Source organism: Streptomyces sp. SDT5-1 (assembly GCF_052245995.1).
In the GTDB taxonomy this organism is placed as follows: domain Bacteria; phylum Actinomycetota; class Actinomycetes; order Streptomycetales; family Streptomycetaceae; genus Streptomyces.
The window spans coordinates 7,102,451-7,119,656 of the sequence record NZ_CM125963.1 but is presented as its reverse complement, the minus strand read 5'-3'; the positions used below and the strand labels follow the sequence as shown (position 1 = coordinate 7,119,656).

17 protein-coding genes are annotated in these 17,206 nt (G+C 72.4%); 8 read left to right on the top strand and 9 right to left on the bottom strand.

Annotated elements, in window-relative coordinates; translation table 11 throughout:
• Positions 1 to 7: 7 nt before the first annotated feature.
• From ACTWJ8_RS32610 to ACTWJ8_RS32595, 4 genes are read right to left on the bottom strand one after another with little or no spacing between them, the layout of a single operon-like run.
• Positions 8 to 787 carry a CDP-alcohol phosphatidyltransferase family protein gene (locus tag ACTWJ8_RS32610; protein WP_356373670.1) on the bottom strand — a complete coding sequence of 260 codons (780 nt, stop codon included), beginning with the start codon at positions 785 to 787 and terminating at the stop codon, positions 8 to 10.
• Positions 765 to 1,832 carry an iron-containing alcohol dehydrogenase family protein gene (locus ACTWJ8_RS32605; RefSeq protein WP_443261162.1) on the bottom strand — a complete coding sequence of 356 codons (1,068 nt, stop codon included), beginning with the start codon at positions 1,830 to 1,832 and terminating at the stop codon, positions 765 to 767. The genes ACTWJ8_RS32610 and ACTWJ8_RS32605 overlap by 23 nt, the downstream gene beginning before the upstream one ends.
• Positions 1,820 to 2,572 carry a phosphocholine cytidylyltransferase family protein gene (locus tag ACTWJ8_RS32600; protein WP_443261161.1) on the bottom strand — a complete coding sequence of 251 codons (753 nt, stop codon included), beginning with the start codon at positions 2,570 to 2,572 and terminating at the stop codon, positions 1,820 to 1,822. The genes ACTWJ8_RS32605 and ACTWJ8_RS32600 overlap by 13 nt, the downstream gene beginning before the upstream one ends.
• On the bottom strand, positions 2,569 to 4,341 hold the full coding sequence (locus ACTWJ8_RS32595) for a DUF5941 domain-containing protein (protein ID WP_443265066.1): 1,773 nt from the start codon (positions 4,339 to 4,341) through the stop codon (positions 2,569 to 2,571). Before ACTWJ8_RS32595 ends, ACTWJ8_RS32600 begins: the two co-directional genes overlap by 4 nt.
• A gap of 284 nt (positions 4,342 to 4,625) precedes the next feature.
• Between ACTWJ8_RS32595 and galE the strand changes: the two genes are divergently transcribed.
• Both galE and ACTWJ8_RS32585 read left to right on the top strand, forming a co-directional pair.
• On the top strand, positions 4,626 to 5,618 hold the full coding sequence (galE, locus tag ACTWJ8_RS32590) for a UDP-glucose 4-epimerase GalE (protein ID WP_443261160.1): 993 nt from the start codon (positions 4,626 to 4,628) through the stop codon (positions 5,616 to 5,618).
• Between the two features lie 159 nt (positions 5,619 to 5,777).
• Positions 5,778 to 6,719 (top strand): cation diffusion facilitator family transporter, encoded by a 942-nt coding sequence (locus ACTWJ8_RS32585; protein WP_356373674.1) that lies wholly within the window; start codon positions 5,778 to 5,780, stop codon positions 6,717 to 6,719.
• A 78-nt stretch (positions 6,720 to 6,797) separates the two neighbouring features.
• Here ACTWJ8_RS32585 and ACTWJ8_RS32580 read toward each other — a convergent pair whose 3' ends face one another.
• Positions 6,798 to 7,037 (bottom strand): chaplin, encoded by a 240-nt coding sequence (locus tag ACTWJ8_RS32580; protein WP_443261159.1) that lies wholly within the window; start codon positions 7,035 to 7,037, stop codon positions 6,798 to 6,800.
• Between the two features lie 153 nt (positions 7,038 to 7,190).
• Between ACTWJ8_RS32580 and ACTWJ8_RS32575 the strand changes: the two genes are divergently transcribed.
• The gene (locus tag ACTWJ8_RS32575; RefSeq protein WP_443261158.1) at positions 7,191 to 7,709 is read left to right on the top strand and encodes a GNAT family N-acetyltransferase; all 519 of its coding nucleotides are present in this window, start codon (positions 7,191 to 7,193) and stop codon (positions 7,707 to 7,709) included.
• Positions 7,710 to 7,830: 121 nt separating this feature from the next.
• The gene (idi, locus tag ACTWJ8_RS32570; RefSeq protein ID WP_356373676.1) at positions 7,831 to 8,424 is read left to right on the top strand and encodes an isopentenyl-diphosphate Delta-isomerase; all 594 of its coding nucleotides are present in this window, start codon (positions 7,831 to 7,833) and stop codon (positions 8,422 to 8,424) included.
• On the opposite strand, the gene ACTWJ8_RS32565 is transcribed toward idi, so the two are convergent.
• Positions 8,357 to 8,926 (bottom strand): ATP-binding protein, encoded by a 570-nt coding sequence (locus ACTWJ8_RS32565; protein ID WP_443265064.1) that lies wholly within the window; start codon positions 8,924 to 8,926, stop codon positions 8,357 to 8,359. The genes idi and ACTWJ8_RS32565 overlap by 68 nt on opposite strands.
• A gap of 262 nt (positions 8,927 to 9,188) precedes the next feature.
• On the opposite strand from ACTWJ8_RS32565, the gene ACTWJ8_RS32560 reads away from it, so the two are divergent.
• Positions 9,189 to 9,953, top strand: a complete 765-nt coding sequence (locus ACTWJ8_RS32560) for an enoyl-CoA hydratase/isomerase family protein (RefSeq protein WP_443261156.1) — start codon at positions 9,189 to 9,191, stop codon at positions 9,951 to 9,953.
• Between the two features lie 3 nt (positions 9,954 to 9,956).
• On the opposite strand, the gene ACTWJ8_RS32555 is transcribed toward ACTWJ8_RS32560, so the two are convergent.
• Together ACTWJ8_RS32555 and ACTWJ8_RS32550 are read right to left on the bottom strand one after the other, a co-directional pair.
• Complete coding sequence (locus ACTWJ8_RS32555; protein ID WP_356373678.1) at positions 9,957 to 10,577, bottom strand: DJ-1/PfpI family protein; 621 nt, start codon at positions 10,575 to 10,577, stop codon at positions 9,957 to 9,959.
• 24 nt (positions 10,578 to 10,601) lie between these two features.
• The gene (locus ACTWJ8_RS32550; protein ID WP_443261155.1) at positions 10,602 to 11,549 is read right to left on the bottom strand and encodes a GlxA family transcriptional regulator; all 948 of its coding nucleotides are present in this window, start codon (positions 11,547 to 11,549) and stop codon (positions 10,602 to 10,604) included.
• A 116-nt stretch (positions 11,550 to 11,665) separates the two neighbouring features.
• On the opposite strand from ACTWJ8_RS32550, the gene ACTWJ8_RS32545 reads away from it, so the two are divergent.
• The 3 genes from ACTWJ8_RS32545 to ACTWJ8_RS32535 all read left to right on the top strand — a co-directional run bounded on the left by ACTWJ8_RS32545 (position 11,666) and on the right by ACTWJ8_RS32535 (position 15,253).
• A complete protein-coding gene (locus ACTWJ8_RS32545) occupies positions 11,666 to 12,541 on the top strand; it encodes an SCO6745 family protein (protein WP_443261154.1) in 876 nt (291 codons plus the stop codon).
• 81 nt (positions 12,542 to 12,622) lie between these two features.
• A complete protein-coding gene (locus ACTWJ8_RS32540; RefSeq protein WP_443261153.1) occupies positions 12,623 to 12,754 on the top strand; it encodes an LPFR motif small protein in 132 nt (43 codons plus the stop codon).
• Positions 12,755 to 12,832: 78 nt separating this feature from the next.
• Positions 12,833 to 15,253 (top strand): Tex family protein, encoded by a 2,421-nt coding sequence (locus tag ACTWJ8_RS32535; RefSeq protein ID WP_443261152.1) that lies wholly within the window; start codon positions 12,833 to 12,835, stop codon positions 15,251 to 15,253.
• 60 nt (positions 15,254 to 15,313) lie between these two features.
• On the opposite strand, the gene ACTWJ8_RS32530 is transcribed toward ACTWJ8_RS32535, so the two are convergent.
• Positions 15,314 to 16,951: an ABC-F family ATP-binding cassette domain-containing protein gene (locus ACTWJ8_RS32530; RefSeq protein WP_443261151.1), complete on the bottom strand. Its 1,638-nt coding sequence runs from the start codon at positions 16,949 to 16,951 to the stop codon at positions 15,314 to 15,316.
• Between the last annotated feature and the right edge of the window lie 255 nt (positions 16,952 to 17,206).

Below are 17,206 nucleotides of genomic sequence, written 5' to 3'. Positions count from 1 at the left end.
CCGCCGCTCACTTGAGCCTGCTCGACGCGAGGATGGACACCAGGTGCAGCAGCGTCTGGAGCAGCGCGATGCCCGCGAGCACCGCGACGCCGAGGCGCGAGAAGAACAGGTCGCCGCGGATCTGGTCGACGATCGCGAGGACCAGGATCAGCAGCGTCGCCTCGATGCCCAGGATCAGCCGGTGGAACTTGAGCGCGGCCGCGGCCCTGCGGGCCAGGGCCATGCCGGATGAGCGCATCTCGGAGGCGGACTCCTTGACCTGCTCCTTGCCGCCCGCGGCGCGCGCGAGGCCGACCAGGTCGGTCTCCGCCTTGATCAGGATGGCGCCGAGCGCGGCGAGCGTGCCGAGGAACGCCCACAGCCAGTCGATGCGGCCCGTGCCGAACAGGTCGGCTGCGCGCAGCCCGAAGCCGACCAGGACGGCGGCGTCGGTGAGGTACGCGCCGACCCGGTCCATCCACACGCCGGTCAGCGAGTACTGCTTGCGCCAGCGCGCGATCTCGCCGTCGACGCAGTCGAGCAGCAGGTACAGCTGCACCGCGACGATGCCGAGGACCGCGCCCCAGATGCCCGGCACCAGGAGCGCCGGGGCCGCCAGGACGCCGCAGACGGTCATCAGGTAGGTCAGCTGGTTGGGCGAGACCTTGGTGTTCACCAGGTGGCGGTCGACACGCAGCGAGACCTCGCGCATGTAGAGCCGGCCCATCCAGTGCTCACCGCTCCGGCGGTCCTTCACCCCGGCGGGGTGAACGACCGGGCGGAGCTCAGCTACCGATGGCTTTTGCATAGTCGGCGTAGGCGTCCCTGATCTGGTCGGTGGAGAGGTTCAGGTGCTCGAGGATCGTGAAGCGGCCCGGGCGGGTCTGCGGAGCGAACTCCACGACCTTGACGAACTCGTCCGGGGTGAAGCCGATCTCCTCCGGCAGCACCGGCAGGCCGTGCCTGCGCAGCACCTCGGCCATGTACGCGGACTGCTCACGCGCACCGCGCAGGTGCATCGCGAACGCCGCGCCCAGGCCGCACTGCTCGCCGTGGCTGGCGGCGCGCTTGGGGAAGAGCAGGTCGAAGGCGTGGTTGATCTCGTGGCAGGCGCCGGAGGCGGGCCGCGAGTCGCCGGACACCGACATGGCGATGCCGGTGAGGACCAGGCCCTCGGCGAGCACCTGGAGGAAGTCGTCGTCGCCGACGCCGCCGGGGTGGCGAAGCACCGCCTCGCCCGCCTGCCGGGCCATAGCGGCGGCCAGGCCGTCGATGTCCTCGCCGCGCTCGCGGGCGCCCAGCTCCCAGTCCGCGACGGCGGAGATGTTGGAGAGGGCGTCGCCGATGCCGGAGCGCACGAAGCGGACCGGGGCCTCGCGGATGATGTCGAGGTCGATCACGACACCGATCGGGTTCGGCACACCGTAGGAGCCGCGACCCGCGTCGTTGTCGAGGGTCGCGACGGGCGAGCACAGGCCGTCGTGCGACAGGTTCGTCGCGACGGCGACCAGCGGCACGCCGACGCGCGCGGCCGCGAACTTGGCGCAGTCGATGATCTTGCCGCCGCCGAGGCCGACGATCGCGTCGTAGCGACCGGCCTTCTTGACGTCGTCGGCGAGCTTGATCGCGTCGTCGATGGTGCCGCCGCCGACCTCGAACCACTCGGCGCGGGGCAACGAGGGCTCGAGGCGAGCCCGCAGGGCGGCGCCCGAACCACCGCTGATCGCGATGGCCAGGCGCCCCGTGGACGACGAGATCCTCTGGTCGGCGAGGACCTTGGCGAGGTCGTCGAGCGCCCCCGGCCGAATGTCGACGACGACCGGCGAGGGGATGAGTCTCGTCAGTACTGGCACGCGATCTCCCGGCCCTTGGCGAGGTCGTCGTGGTTGTCGATCTCGACCCACTTCACGTCGCCGATGGGGGCGACGTCGACCTGGAAGCCGCGGTTCACGAGCTCCTGGTAGCCGTCCTCGTAGTACAGCTGCGGGTCGCGCTCGTAGGTGGCCTTCAGGGCGTCGGCCAGCTCGTCGGCGGCCTCGCCCTCGATGAGGGTGACGCCGATGTACTCGCCGGTGGCCTCGGACGGGTCCATCAGCTTCGTGATCTTCTGGACGCCCTTGGCGGGGTCGACGACGACCTTCATCTCCTCCTCGCCCAGGTCCTTGACCGTGTCGAGCGCGAGGATGATCTTCTTGCCGTCGCCGCGGGCGGCGAGCAGCGTCTTCTCCACGGAGACCGGGTGCACGGTGTCGCCGTTGGCGAGGATCACCGAGTGCTTCATGGCGTCACGGCCGCACCACAGGGAGTAGGCGTTGTTCCACTTCTCGGCCACGTCGTTCTCGATGAGCGTGAGCTTCAGGCCGTACTTCGCCTCGAGCGCCTCCTTGCGCTCGTAGACGACCTCCTTGCGGTAGCCGACGATGATGCCGACCTCGGTGAGGCCGATCTCGGCGAAGTTCTTCAGCGTGAGGTCGAGTACGGAGAGCTCGTTCTCGGTCCCCTCGCCCACGACGGGCACGAGCGCCTTGGGGAGCGTCTCGGTGTAGGGGCGGAGCCGGCTGCCGGCGCCGGCGGCCAGGACGAGGCCGATCATGCGGGTTCTCCTTCATCGTGTACGGCGGGCTCTCCGCGGCGAGCGGAGAGGACCCAGAAGCGGATGCTCTCTGCGAGCACCACGAGTGCCACGGCCACGGCGCACGCCGTGAGCGCGAGGGGGAAATCTGTGGGGGTGAGCAGCGCGGCGAGAACCGTGACCACCAGGGTCCGGCCCTCGTGCCCGCCGATCGTCCGCACCAGCCAGCGCGGAGGGGCCCCGGCGTTGCCGCGGATGCGGTACACCGTGTCGTAGTGATGGTAGGCGACCGCCGACACCAGTCCGAAAGCCGCGGGCAGGGCGCCCTGGACGTCCGCGCGGGCGGCGAGGACGAGGATCGTGAGGTACTCCCCGGCCCGGAAGATCGGGGGTACGAGCCAGTCGAGCGCGCCCTTGAGGGGGCGGGCGACGGCGACGCCGGACGTGACGCAGTACACGGCCGCGGCGAGGACCGGCCAGGCGCTGCCGAAGTCGGTGAGCGCGCTCACGGCGACGACGGCCGCGGCGCCGACAGCGGCGACCACGGGGGCGGCGGACGCCTTGGCGGCCCTGCCGACGAGTTCGGCGATCGGCCCGGAGTCGGCGAGGTCGCGCAGGGCCCGCGCGGCGCGGTCGGTGCGCCGGGCCCTGCGGGTCAGCGAGCGCAGGACGCGGCCCGCGGTGGTGTAGCAGGCGGCCAGCGCGCAACCGATGAGCAGCATGTAGAAGGTGACGCGCGGCGTGGTGAGCGCCGTGAAGATCGCGATGAGCGCCCAGCGCTCGCCGATCGGCAGCACGATCATGCGGCGGGCCCAGACGGTCCAGCCGACGGAGTCGAGCTTTCCGGAGAGGGCGGCGGTGGGGCTCGTGTTGGCCTCGGCGTCGTGGTTCGCCTCGTTGAACGAGAAGTCGATCACGTGCCGGCCGGTCTGCAGCACCATCGCGCCGAGCGCGAGCGCCCATACGTCGTCACCGCCGCCGCTCGCGTTGGCGGCGCCGAGCGCGAGGCCCGCGTAGTACGCGTACTCCTTGGCGCGGTCGAAGGTGGCGTCGAGCCAGGCGCCCATCGTCGAGTACTGCAGCGAGTAGCGGGCCAGCTGGCCGTCGGTGCAGTCCAGGACGAAGGAGGCGAGCAGCAGCACGCCCGCCGCGACGAAGCCGCCGCGGGTGCCGGTCGCCGCGCAGGCGGCGGCGATCAGCGAGACGAGCAGCGATGCGGTCGTGACCTGGTTCGGCGTGAGCCCCCGGCGCGCGCACCAGCGCGCGATGTACCGGGAGTAGGGGCTGATGCAGTAGGTGGTGAAGAAGCCGTCGCGCGCCTTGACCGCGGTGCGCAGCCGGATCGCCTCGTCGTCGACGGCGGCGAGCGCCTGCCGGGCCTCGTTGCGGGCCTGCGGGTCGGCGGGCACCGCGGCGACGAGCTCGCCGAGCTCGGGGCGGTGCACGTCGGTGCCGTCCGTCTCCAGGCTCTTGGCCACGACGTCCGGGTCGACGCCGGTGCGCGCGACCGCGCGGGTCAGCGCCTGGCGGGCGGCGGGCTGCGCGGTCACCGCGCCGGGGATCGCCGACGCGGGGAAGCGCGGGTCGGTCAGGCCCAGGCGCAGGGCGTGGACGTGGCCCACGAATCCCGCGTGGACGACCGCGACCCGCTGGTCGCCTGGGACGGTGGCGAGCGCCGCTTCGGCGTCCGCGGTGTCCGGGGCGAGCCGCACGTCGAAGCCGAGTTCCCGCAGGTCGCCCTCCAGGGACGAGCCGGGGACCGGCGGACCGGTGACGATGGCGGTCGACAGACGAACTCACTCCTTGTGCCGGCGCGAGGGCGCGCCGGGCTCATGCATGGTGGATCGCCCGGCACAGGCCCTCGGGGCGGCCGGGCGGCATGTCGGCAGAGGCTATCGGATGGCGCAACCGGGCGTTCGCTGCCCGTTTACCGACCGATTGGCCCCTGTCTCGCGCGGTCTGCGCCGGGCCGACCGCGCGCTCATCATTGACGATCAAGCACGCGGGCCACAAACCAGGGTCGACCGTCGACCGTAACCCGGGGTAACGCCCATCGGTCATAGGGTGGTGCGCCATGACGTGGCTGATCACCGGCGGAGCCGGTTACATCGGGGCCCATGTGGCGCGGACCATGACGGATGCGGGCGAGCGGGTCGTCGTCCTCGACAACGTGACCTCGGGGGTGCCGGCGCGGCTTCCCGAGGCGATTCCGCTGGTGCGGGGCTCGGCCCTGGACACCGAACTGGTGGCGCGGGTGTGCGCGGAGCACGAGGTGACGGGTGTCGTGCACCTCGCGGCGCACAAGCAGGTCGGCGAATCGGTGGAGAAGCCCGAGCTGTACTACCGGGACAACGTCGGCGGGCTCGCCGCGCTCCTGGAGACGGTCGCGGACGCGGGCGTGCGCCGCTTCGTGTTCTCCTCCTCCGCCGCGGTGTACGGCAATCCGGACATCCCCGTGACGGATCTCATCACCGAGTCGACCCCGACCGCGCCGGTGAACCCGTACGGCGAGACGAAGCTCGCGGGCGAGTGGCTGGTGCGGGCGACCGGGCACGCGCGCGGCATGGCGACGGTCTGCCTGCGCTACTTCAACGTGGCGGGGGCCGCCGCGCCCGAGCTCGCGGACATCGGCGTCTACAACGTGATCCCGATGGTCTTCGACCGGCTCACGCGCGGCGAGGCCCCGCGGATCTTCGGCGACGACTATCCGACCGAGGACGGCACGTGCGTGCGTGACTACATTCACGTCGCCGACCTCGCCGAGGCGCACCTCGCCGCGGCCCGCCGCCTCGCGCGTCCCGACGCGAGCGGGGACCTGACGCTGAACATCGGGACCGGCATCGGCGCCTCCGTGCGCGAGCTGATCGACGTGATCGCGGACGTGTCGGGCGACCACACCCCCGCGATCGTCGAGCCGCGCCGCCCCGGCGACGCGCCGCGCGCGGTCGGCTCCTCCGCGCTCGCCGAGAAGGAGCTGGGCTGGAGCGCGCGTCGCGGCGTGCGCGAGATGGTCGAGTCGGCGTGGGCCGGCTGGTGTCTGCGGCACCCCGAGGCGACCGGGAAGTGATCACTCCCGCGCCCTGACCTGCGTACTCGCACGTGCGGTGTTTACGCAGGTCAGGGCACATGACAACGGTGTTCAGCGCCATGTTTGCGGATACCCCCTACCCGTAGTTCACTGTGATCGTCGCCCCCGACCAGGGCGGCCGAATCAGAGGGGGTTTCGATGGGCCTCGGCCACGATCACGACCACGGGCACAGCCACGGGCCGACGAGCGGGACGGCCGCCGCCGCGCACCGGGGGCGGCTGCGCGTCGCGCTGACGATCACGCTCACCGTGATGGTGGTGGAGATCGTCGGCGGCATCGTCGCCGACTCGCTCGCCCTGATCGCCGACGCCGCCCACATGGCGACCGACGCGCTGGGGCTCGCGATGGCCCTGATCGCGATCCACTTCGCCAACCGCCCGGCGAGCGACCAGCGCACCTTCGGCTACGCGCGCGCCGAGATCCTCGCCGCGCTCGCCAACTGTCTGCTGCTGCTCGGCGTCGGCGGCTATGTGCTGTACGAGGCGATCGAGCGGTTCATCGAGCCGGCCGAGACGGCGGGCGGGCAGACCATCGTGTTCGGCGTGATCGGCCTGGTGGCGAACATGATCTCGCTGTCCCTCCTGGTGAAGGGGCAGCAGGAGAGCCTGAACGTGCGGGGCGCCTTCCTCGAAGTGGCCGCGGACGCGCTCGGCTCCCTCGCGGTGCTGATCTCCGCCGCGATCATCCTGACCACCGGCTGGCAGCCGGCCGACCCGATCGCCTCGCTGGTCATCGGCCTGATGATCGTGCCGCGCACGGTGAAGCTGCTGCGCGAGACGCTGAACGTCCTGCTGGAGTCGGCGCCCAAGGGCGTCGACATGGCGGAGGTCAGGGCGCACATCCTGGCGCTGCCCGGCGTCGAGGACGTGCACGATCTGCACGCCTGGACGATCACCTCGGGGATGCCGGTGCTCTCGGCGCACGTGGTCGTCAGCACGGACATGCTGGGCTCGATCGGCCACGAGAAGATGCTGCACGAGCTGCAGGGGTGCCTCGGCGACCACTTCGACGTGGAGCACTGCACGTTCCAGCTGGAGCCGACCGGCCACGCGGAGCACGAGGCGAAGCTCTGCCACTGACGCCCCGCCGCACAGGGAAGGGCCCCGGCCGTCGTCGGCCGGGGCCCTTCCGCGCCCGGGATCAGCGGGCGGCGTGCGTCACTTGTTGGCGCAGACGTTGCCGAAGGCCGGGTTGAGCAGGCCGACGACGTTGAGCGAGTTGCCGCACGCGTTGACCGGGATGTGCACCGGCACCTGGATCACGTTGCCGGAGGCCACGCCCGGCGAGTTCTGAGCGGCACCGAACGCGTCGCTGTCCGCGCTCGCGATGCCCGCCGTCCCGAGGACGGCGACGCCGGCCGCAGCTGCCGTGAGACCCAGCTTGATCATGGACTTCATGAAGACTCCTTGAAGTGGGTTGAGTGAGACGAAAGCTCGACGACGGATGCACATCCCGTCACCATCAAGACACTCACAGTTCCGGCCGGTTCGCCTCCCGAGAGCCCTTTCGGCACCCTCCGATCAGGGGTCCCGGTGATACGTTGGCCAAAGATGAACACCTGGCGCACCCGACCCGAGACCCCCGGCGACCGCGCGGCCGTGCACGCCGTCAACGCCGCCGCCTTCCCCACCGAGGCCGAGGCCGACCTCGTCGACGCCCTGCGCGACGATCCGGACGCCTGGCTGGAGGGCCTGTCGTACGTCGCCGAGGCCCCGGACGGCACCGTCGCCGCCTACGCCCTGATCACCCGCTGCACCGTGGACGGCGCGCCCGCCGCCGCTCTCGCGCCCTGTGCCGTGCTGCCGCGGTACCAGCGCTCGGGCGCCGGATCGGCCGTCGTACGCGCGGTGCTGGAGGCGGCACGCGCGCGTGGGGAGCGGATCGTCCTGGTCCTCGGGCATCCGGAGTACTACCCGCGGTTCGGTTTCACGCCCGCTTCGGCGTACGGCATCCGGCCCGGTTTCGATGTGCCGGACGAGGCGATGATGGCGCTCGTTCTGGATGAAGAGGACGATTCCGGGCAGCTCCCGCGGGGCACGATCACCTACCCGACCGCATTCGGCGTCTGATCCGCGCCTACGGTGGTCACGCCCGGTCGCGCGGCCGGGCGGGACTTGCGGGGCCGCGCAGCACGGGGGCTGTCGGTCCCGTACGGCAGACTTGGTTCGAGGACCGAAACAAAGGATGGGTATGCCGATCACACCTGCCCCCACGACGCACACGTCGTCGAACGGCACCGGAGAAGCGATCTTGCTGGAACTCGTCGACGAGGACGGCAGGACGATCGGCACGGCGGAGAAGCTCTCGGCGCACCAGCCGCCCGGCCAGTTGCACAGAGCGTTCTCGGTGTTCCTCTTCGACGAGCAGGGGCGGCTGCTGCTCCAGCAGCGGGCGCTCGGCAAGTACCACTCCCCCGGCGTCTGGTCGAACACCTGCTGCGGCCACCCGTACCCGGGCGAGGCCCCGTTCGCCGCGGCCGCCCGCCGCACGTTCGAGGAGCTGGGCGTCTCGCCGTCGCTGATGGCCGAGGCAGGCACGGTGCGCTACAACCACCCGGACCCGGAGTCGGGCCTGGTGGAGCAGGAGTTCAACCACCTGTTCGTGGGCCTGGTGCAGGCCTCGCTCGACCCCGACCCGGAGGAGGTCGGGGCGACGGCGTTCGTGACGGCCGACGAGCTGGCGGAGCGGCACGCCAAGGACCCGTTCTCCGCCTGGTTCATGACGGTCCTGGACGCGGCGCGCCCCGCGGTAAGGGAGCTGACGGGCCAGTCGGCGGGCTGGTAGCCGTCTCGGGCTTGAGGGGCAGGGCGGCCCAGATCACCTTGCCCCCGCTCGCCGTGCTCGTCACGTCGCAGACGCCGCCCGCCTCGGCGGTGATCTCGCGGACGAGCAGCAGTCCGCGCCCGCCCGTCTGACCGCTGGTGGCCTCCAGGGCCGTGGGCTTGTACGGGTGTTCGTCCTCGACGGACACCCGTACCCACTCGGGCCCGACGGCGACCTCCACGGCGAGCATCGGCGAGATCACGGCGGCGTGCTTCACCGCGTTCGTGACGAGTTCGGAGACGATCACGAGCAGCCCGTGCACCAGGTCGTCGGGGGCGGGCACGCCCTGCCGGCCGAGCAGTTCGCGCACCGCGCGGCGGGCCTGCGGCACCGAGGCGTCGACCGCCTGCGTCGTGAACCGCCAGACCCCCTCGTACGGGAGCGGCCCGTCCGCCGGACGTTCGGGGGGCGCTCCCCCCGTGTCCTGAGGACGTGGGCGGGACCCCCACCCGTGGTCGCTCATTGTCAGGTCGCCGCCCTTGCGCTCGATTGTCACCACGCTTCGAGTGTTGGGAATCACCTGCTCCGTGCCGGGGCACTGACCAGAAGTCAGCGGGTATCGACGGCATTTGATCGCTGATGGTTGATCAAGCAAAGAACGTGATCACTCCTGACGCTGTCACGTCCGACTTGCACCGTCTTCAGGTTGTTCTACGAGCCGCCTCCCGGTCGTCCGCGCGCCACCCACGCGCCGCGCGCCCCCTGGGCCCGGCTAGCATCCCGCCATGTCCACCGTGCCCCCGCCGTCCCCGCCTCAGCTCACGCACACCGTCGCCGAGGGCGTCGCGACCGTCGTGATCGACCATCCGGCCAAGCGCAACGCCATGACCGACGCCATGTGGGCATCCCTGCCGCCGCTCCTCGAACGGCTCGCGGGCGACCCGGAGGTACGGGCCCTCGTGCTCACCGGAGCGGGCGACACGTTCTGCGCCGGTGCCGACATATCGACTCTCGGCGAGGGCGCCGCGCAGGGGCTCGCGGTCGCCGCGGAGGACGCGCTCGCCGCGTTCCCCAAGCCGACACTCGCCGTGGTGCGCGGGTTCTGCGTGGGCGGCGGCTGCCAGTTGGCGGCGGCCTGCGATCTGCGCTTCGCCGCCGACGGCGCGCGGTTCGGGGTGACGCCCGCCAAGCTCGGCATCGTCTACCCGGCGTCCTCCACGCGCCGCCTCACGTCGCTCGTGGGCCCGGCCACCGCCAAGTACCTGCTGTTCTCGGGCGAGTTGATCGGCACCGAGCGGGCGCTGCGCACGGGACTCGTCGACGAGGTGCTGCCCGGGGCGGAACTCGGCGACCGGGTCGCGGAGTTCACTCGCACCCTGGCCGCCCGCTCCCAGCTCACCCAGGCCGCGGCCAAGGAGTTCGTCACCGGCCGCACCGACCGCGACGCCCACTGGGCCGAGCAGGCGCGCGCGGGCGGGGAGACGGCGGAGGGCGTGGCGGCGTTCCTGGAGCGCAGGGCGCCGCGGTTCGCGTGGACCGTGGACGCCTGAGGCTCAGCGCTCCTGGCGGAACATCGCCACGAGGTGGGCGGGTGCCTTGTCGGGAGAACCCGCGTCGTAGGGCGGCTGCGGGTCGTACTCGGTCATCAGCTGGATGGCCTGCGCGGTCTCGTCGCCGGCGATCCGGCCCGCGAGCGCGAGGCCCATGTCGATGCCTGAGGAGACACCGGCGGCGGTGACGTACTTGCCGTCGAAGACCACACGTCGACCTGTCGACTTGGAGCCGAGTCGCTCCAGCTCCTCCAGGGCCAGCCAGTGCGAGGTGGCCTCGCGGCCCTCGATCAGGCCCGCGGCGGCGAGCGCGAGGGAGCCCGTGCACACGGACGTCGTCCAGGTGGTGGTGGCGTCGACGGAGCGCAGCCAGTCCAGGAGCGGGCCCTCGGCGGTCTGGTCGCTCGGCTCGGGGCCGCCGGGCACGACCACCACGTCGGGGGCCCGCACCTCGTCGAACGTCTTGTCGGCGACGAGCGCGAGGCGCCCCGAGTCGTCCCGCACGGGCCCGGTCCGCTCGGCCACGAAGACGACGTCGGCGCCCGGGATGCCGCCCAGGGTCTGGTACGGGCCGATGGCGTCGAGCGCGGTGAACCGTTCGTAGAGGGCGATGGCGATCTGCATGGCGTGCCTTTCGGTTCGGGCCGGTCACGGGCCGACGGGCGCGTGGAACCGGCGGCGGTACTCGGCCGGTGAGGTGCCGAGGGTCTTGAGGAAGGCGCGGCGCATGGCCTCCGGTGTGCCGTAGCCGCTGGACCGGGAGATCTCCTCGACGCCGCCCGTGGTGTCCTCCAGGAGGCGGCGGGCGTGCTCGACGCGGACGCGCTCGACGTAGCGGCCCGGCGTCAGGCCCGTCTCGGCACGGAAGGCGCGGGCGAAGTGGCGCGGCGAGAGCCGGGCGCGCGCCGCGAGCGCCGGGACGGAGAGGTCGGCGCCCGGGTGCTCGGTGATCCACCGCTGCACCTCGCTCAACGGCTCCCTGCGGGCCGTCTGGGCGGCCAGCTGGGTGCTGAACTGGGCCTGGTTCCCGGGACGCCGCAGGAACACGACGAGGGCGCGGGCGATCTCCAGGGCGAGGCCCCTGCCGTGGTCCTCCTCGACGAGGGCGAGCGCGAGATCGATGCCCGCGGTCACGCCCGCCGACGTCGCCACGTGGCCGTCCCGTACGTAGACGGGGTCGGGGTCCACGGTGACGTCCGGGTGGTGGCGGGCGAGGGCGTCGCAGTACGCCCAGTGCGTCGTGGCGCGGCGGCCGTCCAGGAGCCCGGCGCGCGCCAGCAGGAACGCGCCGGTGCACACCGAGACGGTGCGCCGGGCGTGCGGGGACCGCTCGCGCAGCCAGGCGATGAGGCGCGGGTCCGGGTCGCGGGTGCCTTCGCCGCCGGGGACCAGGAGGGTGTGCGCGGCGGGCGCGTCCGCGAGGGCGTGGTCCGGGGTCAGGGTGAGGCCGCTGGAGGTGCGGACGGGGGCGCCGTCGAGCGAGACGGTGCGGATCCGGTAGCCGTCACCCGCGCCGCAGAAGACCTCGACGGGACCCGTGACGTCGAGGCTCTGCACGTCGTCGAAGAGGAGGACCAGGACGGTTCGCGGCGGCATGCGGCTCATTCTTCGGGCCGCGCCGTCATGGCCGCAATGACGACTTCCCCACCTTTTCTGCCATGGGCCGGGCACCCGTACTCCCGCTCGTACCGACTGGTCGGTAACGTACGGACATGACCACAGACCCCCGCCTGCGCGCCGCCCGCCGCTGTCACAACGTGCTCAACCCGTTCCACTCCACGCACTACTTCTCGCCCGACCTGGGCAAGGAGCTGGCCGCCATCGGCGTGACCGACTCCAGCGCCGCCTACCTCGCCGCGCGGTCCGCCCCGATGGGCGCCGTCGGAGCCGGCACCGTGACCTCGACGTTCTACAACTTCAACCACGAACTGGTCGCCCGGCACGTGCCCGCCGTGTGGGAGACCGCCTCCCCGGAGGCGGTGCTCGCGGCACGCGCGCGTGCCGTCGACTCGACGCTGCGCCGCCTCCTCGGCGAGGAGCGGATCGCCTCCCCCGAGATGGCCGAGGCCGCCGAACTCGCGCTGCGCGCCACCGAGGCGTGCACCCGCCACGCCCGCCCCCTGTACGCCGCCCACGCCGACCTCGACGTGCCCGACGCCCCGCACCTGGCGTACTGGCACGCCACCACGCTGCTGCGCGAGCACCGCGGCGACGGGCACATCGCCGTCCTCCTCGGCGCCGAGCTCGACCCGGTCGAGGCCCTCGTCAGCCACGTCGCCACCGGCAAGGGCATGGCCCCCAAGTGGCTGCTGGCCACCCGCGGCTGGGACAGGGCCGAGTACGACGCCGCGGCCGAGCGGCTCCGCGCGCGTGGACTGCTGACCGCCGACGAGGAGTTGACGCTCACCGAGGAGGGCGTGGCCCTGCGCGCGGAGATCGAGCACCGCACCGACGCCCTCGACCGCGCGCCCTACGACCACCTCGGCGAGACCGGCGTCGCCCGCCTCACCGAACTCGCGACGGAGTTCGTCGGCGCGGCCCTCGGCAACGGGGCCTTCCCCGCCGATCTGATCGGGAAGGCCGCCTGAGGTCTGCGCGGCGCTCAGCGAGGTACTCGGGTGTTCCGGCCGCCGGGAGACGTGGCCGGGACACACGAGAGGAGAATCCGCATGTTCCGTGCCATCGCCGACGTCCTGCGCCAGATCGCCGGGGCCATCGCGACCGTCGTGACCTTGCCGTTCCGCGCACTCGCCCGCCTGTTCGGAGGCGCATCGCGGTCCGGAGGCGCGCGCCGCGTCTAGCCGCCCTGATCCCCGAGTGTCGGTGCCACCTGCCACAATTGCCGCGCAACCTCAGTCGACATAGGCGGTACGGGAATCGTGGCGACACCCACAGTTGGCACCACTGCTGGATCCGGGCTCGGGTCCATCGAGAGCAGGATCGCCGAGGAGCTCGGCGTACGGGAGCGGCAGGTGAAGGCCGCGGTCGAGCTGCTTGACGGCGGCTCGACGGTGCCCTTCATCGCCCGCTACCGCAAGGAGGCGACCGAGTCCCTCGACGACGCCCAGCTGCGCACCCTCGAGGAGCGGCTGCGGTACCTGCGCGAGCTGGAGGAGCGGCGCACCGCCGTCCTCGACTCCGTGCGCGAGCAGGGCAAGCTGACCGAGGAGCTGGAGGCCCAGATCCGCGCCGCCGACACCAAGGCGCGCCTGGAGGACATCTACCTGCCCTTCAAGCCGAAGCGGCGCACGAAGGCGCAGATCGCGCGCGAGGCGGGGCTCGAGCCGCTGGCGGAGGGGCTGCTCGGCGACCCGTCGGTGGAGCCGCAGGCCGCCGCCGCGGCGTTCGTGGACGCCGACAAGGGCGTCGCCGACGCGCAGGCCGCGCTCGACGGGGCCCGCGCGATCCTCACCGAGCGGTTCTCCGAGGACGCCGACCTGATCGGCGAGCTGCGCGAGCGCATGTGGGGGCGCGGCCGGCTCGCGGCGAAGGTGAAGCCCGGCAAGGAGGAGGCCGGCGCCAAGTTCGCCGACTACTTCGACTTCGCGGAGCCCTTCACCGAGCTGCCCTCGCACCGCGTCCTCGCGATGCTGCGCGGCGAGAAGGAGGACGTGCTGGAGCTCGCCCTGGAGCCGGAGGAGGCCGTCGAGGAGGGAGCCTCCTCGTACGAGCCGATCATCGCCGACCGGTTCGGGATCAGGAACCAGGGGCGGCCGGGCGACAAGTGGCTGGCGGACACGGTCCGCTGGGCCTGGCGCACGCGCATCCAGGTGCACCTCGGCCTCGACCTGCGGACCCGGCTGCGCACCGCCGCGGAGGACGAGGCGGTCAAGGTGTTCGCGGCGAACCTGCGGGACCTGCTGCTCGCCGCCCCCGCGGGCACGCGCGCGACGCTGGGCCTCGACCCCGGTTTCCGTACGGGCGTGAAGGTCGCGGTCGTCGACGCCACGGGCAAGGTCGTCGCCACCGACGTCATCCACCCGCACGTGCCGGCCAACCGCTGGGACGAGGCGATCGCCAAGCTGGCCAAGCTCTCCAAGGAGCACGCGGTCGACCTGATCGCGATCGGCAACGGCACGGCGTCCCGCGAGACCGACAAGCTCGCCGGTGAACTCATCGCCAAGCACCCGGAGTTGAAGCTCACCAAGGTGATGGTGAGCGAGGCGGGCGCCTCCGTGTACTCGGCGTCCGCGTTCGCCTCGCAGGAGCTGCCCGACATGGACGTCTCGCTGCGCGGGGCCGTCTCCATCGCGCGCCGCCTCCAGGACCCGCTCGCCGAGCTGGTCAAGATCGACCCGAAGTCGATCGGCGTCGGCCAGTACCAGCACGACCTCAGCGAGGTGAAGCTGTCGCGCTCGCTGGACGCCGTGGTCGAGGACTGTGTGAACGGCGTCGGCGTGGACGTGAACACCGCGTCCGCGCCGCTCCTCGCGCGCGTGTCCGGCATCGGCTCGGGGCTCGCCGAGAACATCGTGGCGCACCGCGACGCGAACGGACCCTTCACCAACCGCAAGGGCCTCAAGGACGTCGCCCGGCTCGGCCCGAAGGCGTACGAGCAGTGCGCGGGCTTCCTGCGCATCCGCGGCGGCGACGACCCGCTGGACGCGTCGTCCGTGCACCCGGAGGCGTACCCGGTGGTGCGCCGGATGGCGAAGTCGACGGGCGGCGAGGTCGCCTCGCTGGTCGGCGACACGGGGACGCTGCGCTCGCTGAAGCCCGCCGACTTCGTGGACGAGACGTTCGGTCTGCCGACGGTGACGGACATCCTCAAGGAGCTGGAGAAGCCGGGGCGCGACCCGCGGCCCGCCTTCAAGACGGCCACCTTCAAGGAGGGCGTCGAGAAGATCTCCGACCTGGAGCCGGGGATGATCCTGGAGGGCGTCGTCACGAACGTGGCCGCCTTCGGGGCGTTCATCGACGTCGGCGTGCACCAGGACGGCCTCGCGCACGTCTCCGCGCTCTCCCGTACGTACGTCAAGGACCCGCGGGACGTCGTGAAGCCCGGCGACATCGTGAAGGTGAAGGTCCTCGACGTCGACGTGCCGCGCAAGCGGATCTCGCTGACGCTGCGGCTCGACGACGAGAAGGCCTCCGGCGGGGCCGGGGGACGCGGTGAGCGCGGCGACCGCGGCCCGCGCGGTGACCGGGGCGGCGACCGCAAGCCGCCGCGGCAGAACCGGCAGGGCGGCCGGGGCGGTTCCGGTGGTTCCGGCGGCTCCGGTGGCGGCAGGGGCCGTCCGGCGCCGGCTCCCGCGAACTCGGCGATGGCGGACGCGCTGCGCAAGGCGGGGCTGGCCTAGCGACAGGGGCTCGAACGGAGGGGGCTGTGCGGTCGACCGCACAGCCCCCTCCGCCCGTTCTCAGGCCTCCGCCACCTTGCCGGAGGCCACCTCCAGGCGCCTCGTCGTGTGGACGGCGTCCAGCATCCTGCGGTCGTGCGTGACCAGGAGGAGCGTGCCCTCGTAACCGGCGAGGGCCGACTCCAGCTGCTCGATCGCCGGGAGGTCGAGGTGGTTCGTCGGCTCGTCCAGGACCAGCAGGTTGACGCCCCTGCCCTGGAGGAGGGCGAGCGCGGCGCGGGTGCGTTCGCCCGGCGAGAGGGTCGCGGCGGGGCGCAGCACGTGGTCCGCCTTCAGGCCGAACTTGGCGAGCAGCGTACGGACGTCGGCCGGTTCCATCGCGGGGACGGCCGCGCCGAACGCCTCCAGGAGCGTCTCCGGGCCGTGGAACAGGGCGCGGGCCTGGTCGACCTCGCCGACGACCACGCCGGAACCGAGCGTGCCGTGACCGGAGTCGAGCGGGATCCGGCCCAGGAGCGCGGCGAGCAGGGTCGACTTCCCCGAACCGTTCGCCCCGGTGATCGCTACGCGGTCCGCCCAGTCGATCTGTACGGAGACCGGGCCGAAGGCGAAGTCGCCGCGCCGCAGTTCGGCGTCGCGCAGGGACGCCACGACCGCGCCCGAGCGCGGCGCCGACGCGATCTCCATGCGCAGCTCCCACTCCTTGCGGGGCTCGTCCACGACGTCGAGGCGCTCGATCATCTTCTGCGTCTGCCGGGCCTTCGCGGCCTGCTTCTCGCTGGCCTCGCTGCGGAACTTGCGGCCGATCTTGTCGCTGTCGGTGGCCTTGCGGCGCGCGTTCTTGACGCCCTTGTCCATCCAGGCGCGCTGCATCTGGGCGCGGCCTTCGAGGGCAGCCTTCTTGTCGGCGTACTCCTCGTACTCCTCGCGCGCGTGGCGGCGCGCGACGTCCCGCTCCTCCAGGTAGGCGTCGTAGCCGCCGCCGTAGAGGTTGATCTGCTGCTGGATGAGGTCGAGTTCGAGGACCTTGGTGACGGTACGGGTGAGGAACTCGCGGTCGTGGCTGACGACCACGGTGCCGGCGCGCAGGCCGCGCACGAACGTCTCCAGGCGCTCCAGGCCGTCCAGGTCGAGGTCGTTGGTCGGCTCGTCGAGGAGGAAGACGTCGTAGCGGGACAGGAGGAGGGAGGCGAGGCCCGCGCGGGCGGCCTGGCCGCCGGACAGGGACGTCATCGTCTGGTCGAGGGCGACGTCGAGGCCGAGCTGCTGCGCGACCTCGTCGGCGCGTTCGTCGAGGTCGGCGCCGCCGAGGCTCAGCCAGCGCTCGAGGCTGGTGGCGTACGCGTCGTCGGCCCCGGGTGCGCCGTCGACGAGGCCCTGGGTGGCCTCGTCCATGACGCGCTGCGCCTCCGCGACGCCGGTGCGGCGGGCCAGGAACGCGCGGATCGTCTCGCCGGGGCGGCGGTCGGGCTCCTGCGGGAGGTGGCCGACGGTGGCGGTCGGCGGGGAGAGCCGTACGTCGCCGTCCTCGGGGGTGGCGAGGCCGGCCAGGAGCCGCAGCAGCGTGGACTTTCCTGCGCCGTTCGCCCCGACGAGACCGATCACGTCCCCGGGCGCGACGACGAGGTCGAGCCCACCGAACAACGAACGGTCGCCGTGGCCTGCGGCGAGATTCTTGGCTACGAGTGTCGCGGTCATCAGGGGGGTGATCCTAGCGGGGGCGTTGGACCGGGTGGCGTGGTGGCGCCGGGGTGCTTCCCTGTGCCGTGGCGGCGCACGCGGCGATTGTCGCGCGGCACCGGGGTTCGTCGCCGCACCGTGGTCGACGCCTACCGTCCGATTGCGCGGCACCGGGGTCGTCGTTTGCCGAGCCGTGGTCGGCGCCTGACGCGGGTGCGGGCTGCACCGGGCGCCGCCTTGCCCACCCTGCCGCCCTGGGGTCCCCCCGGACGG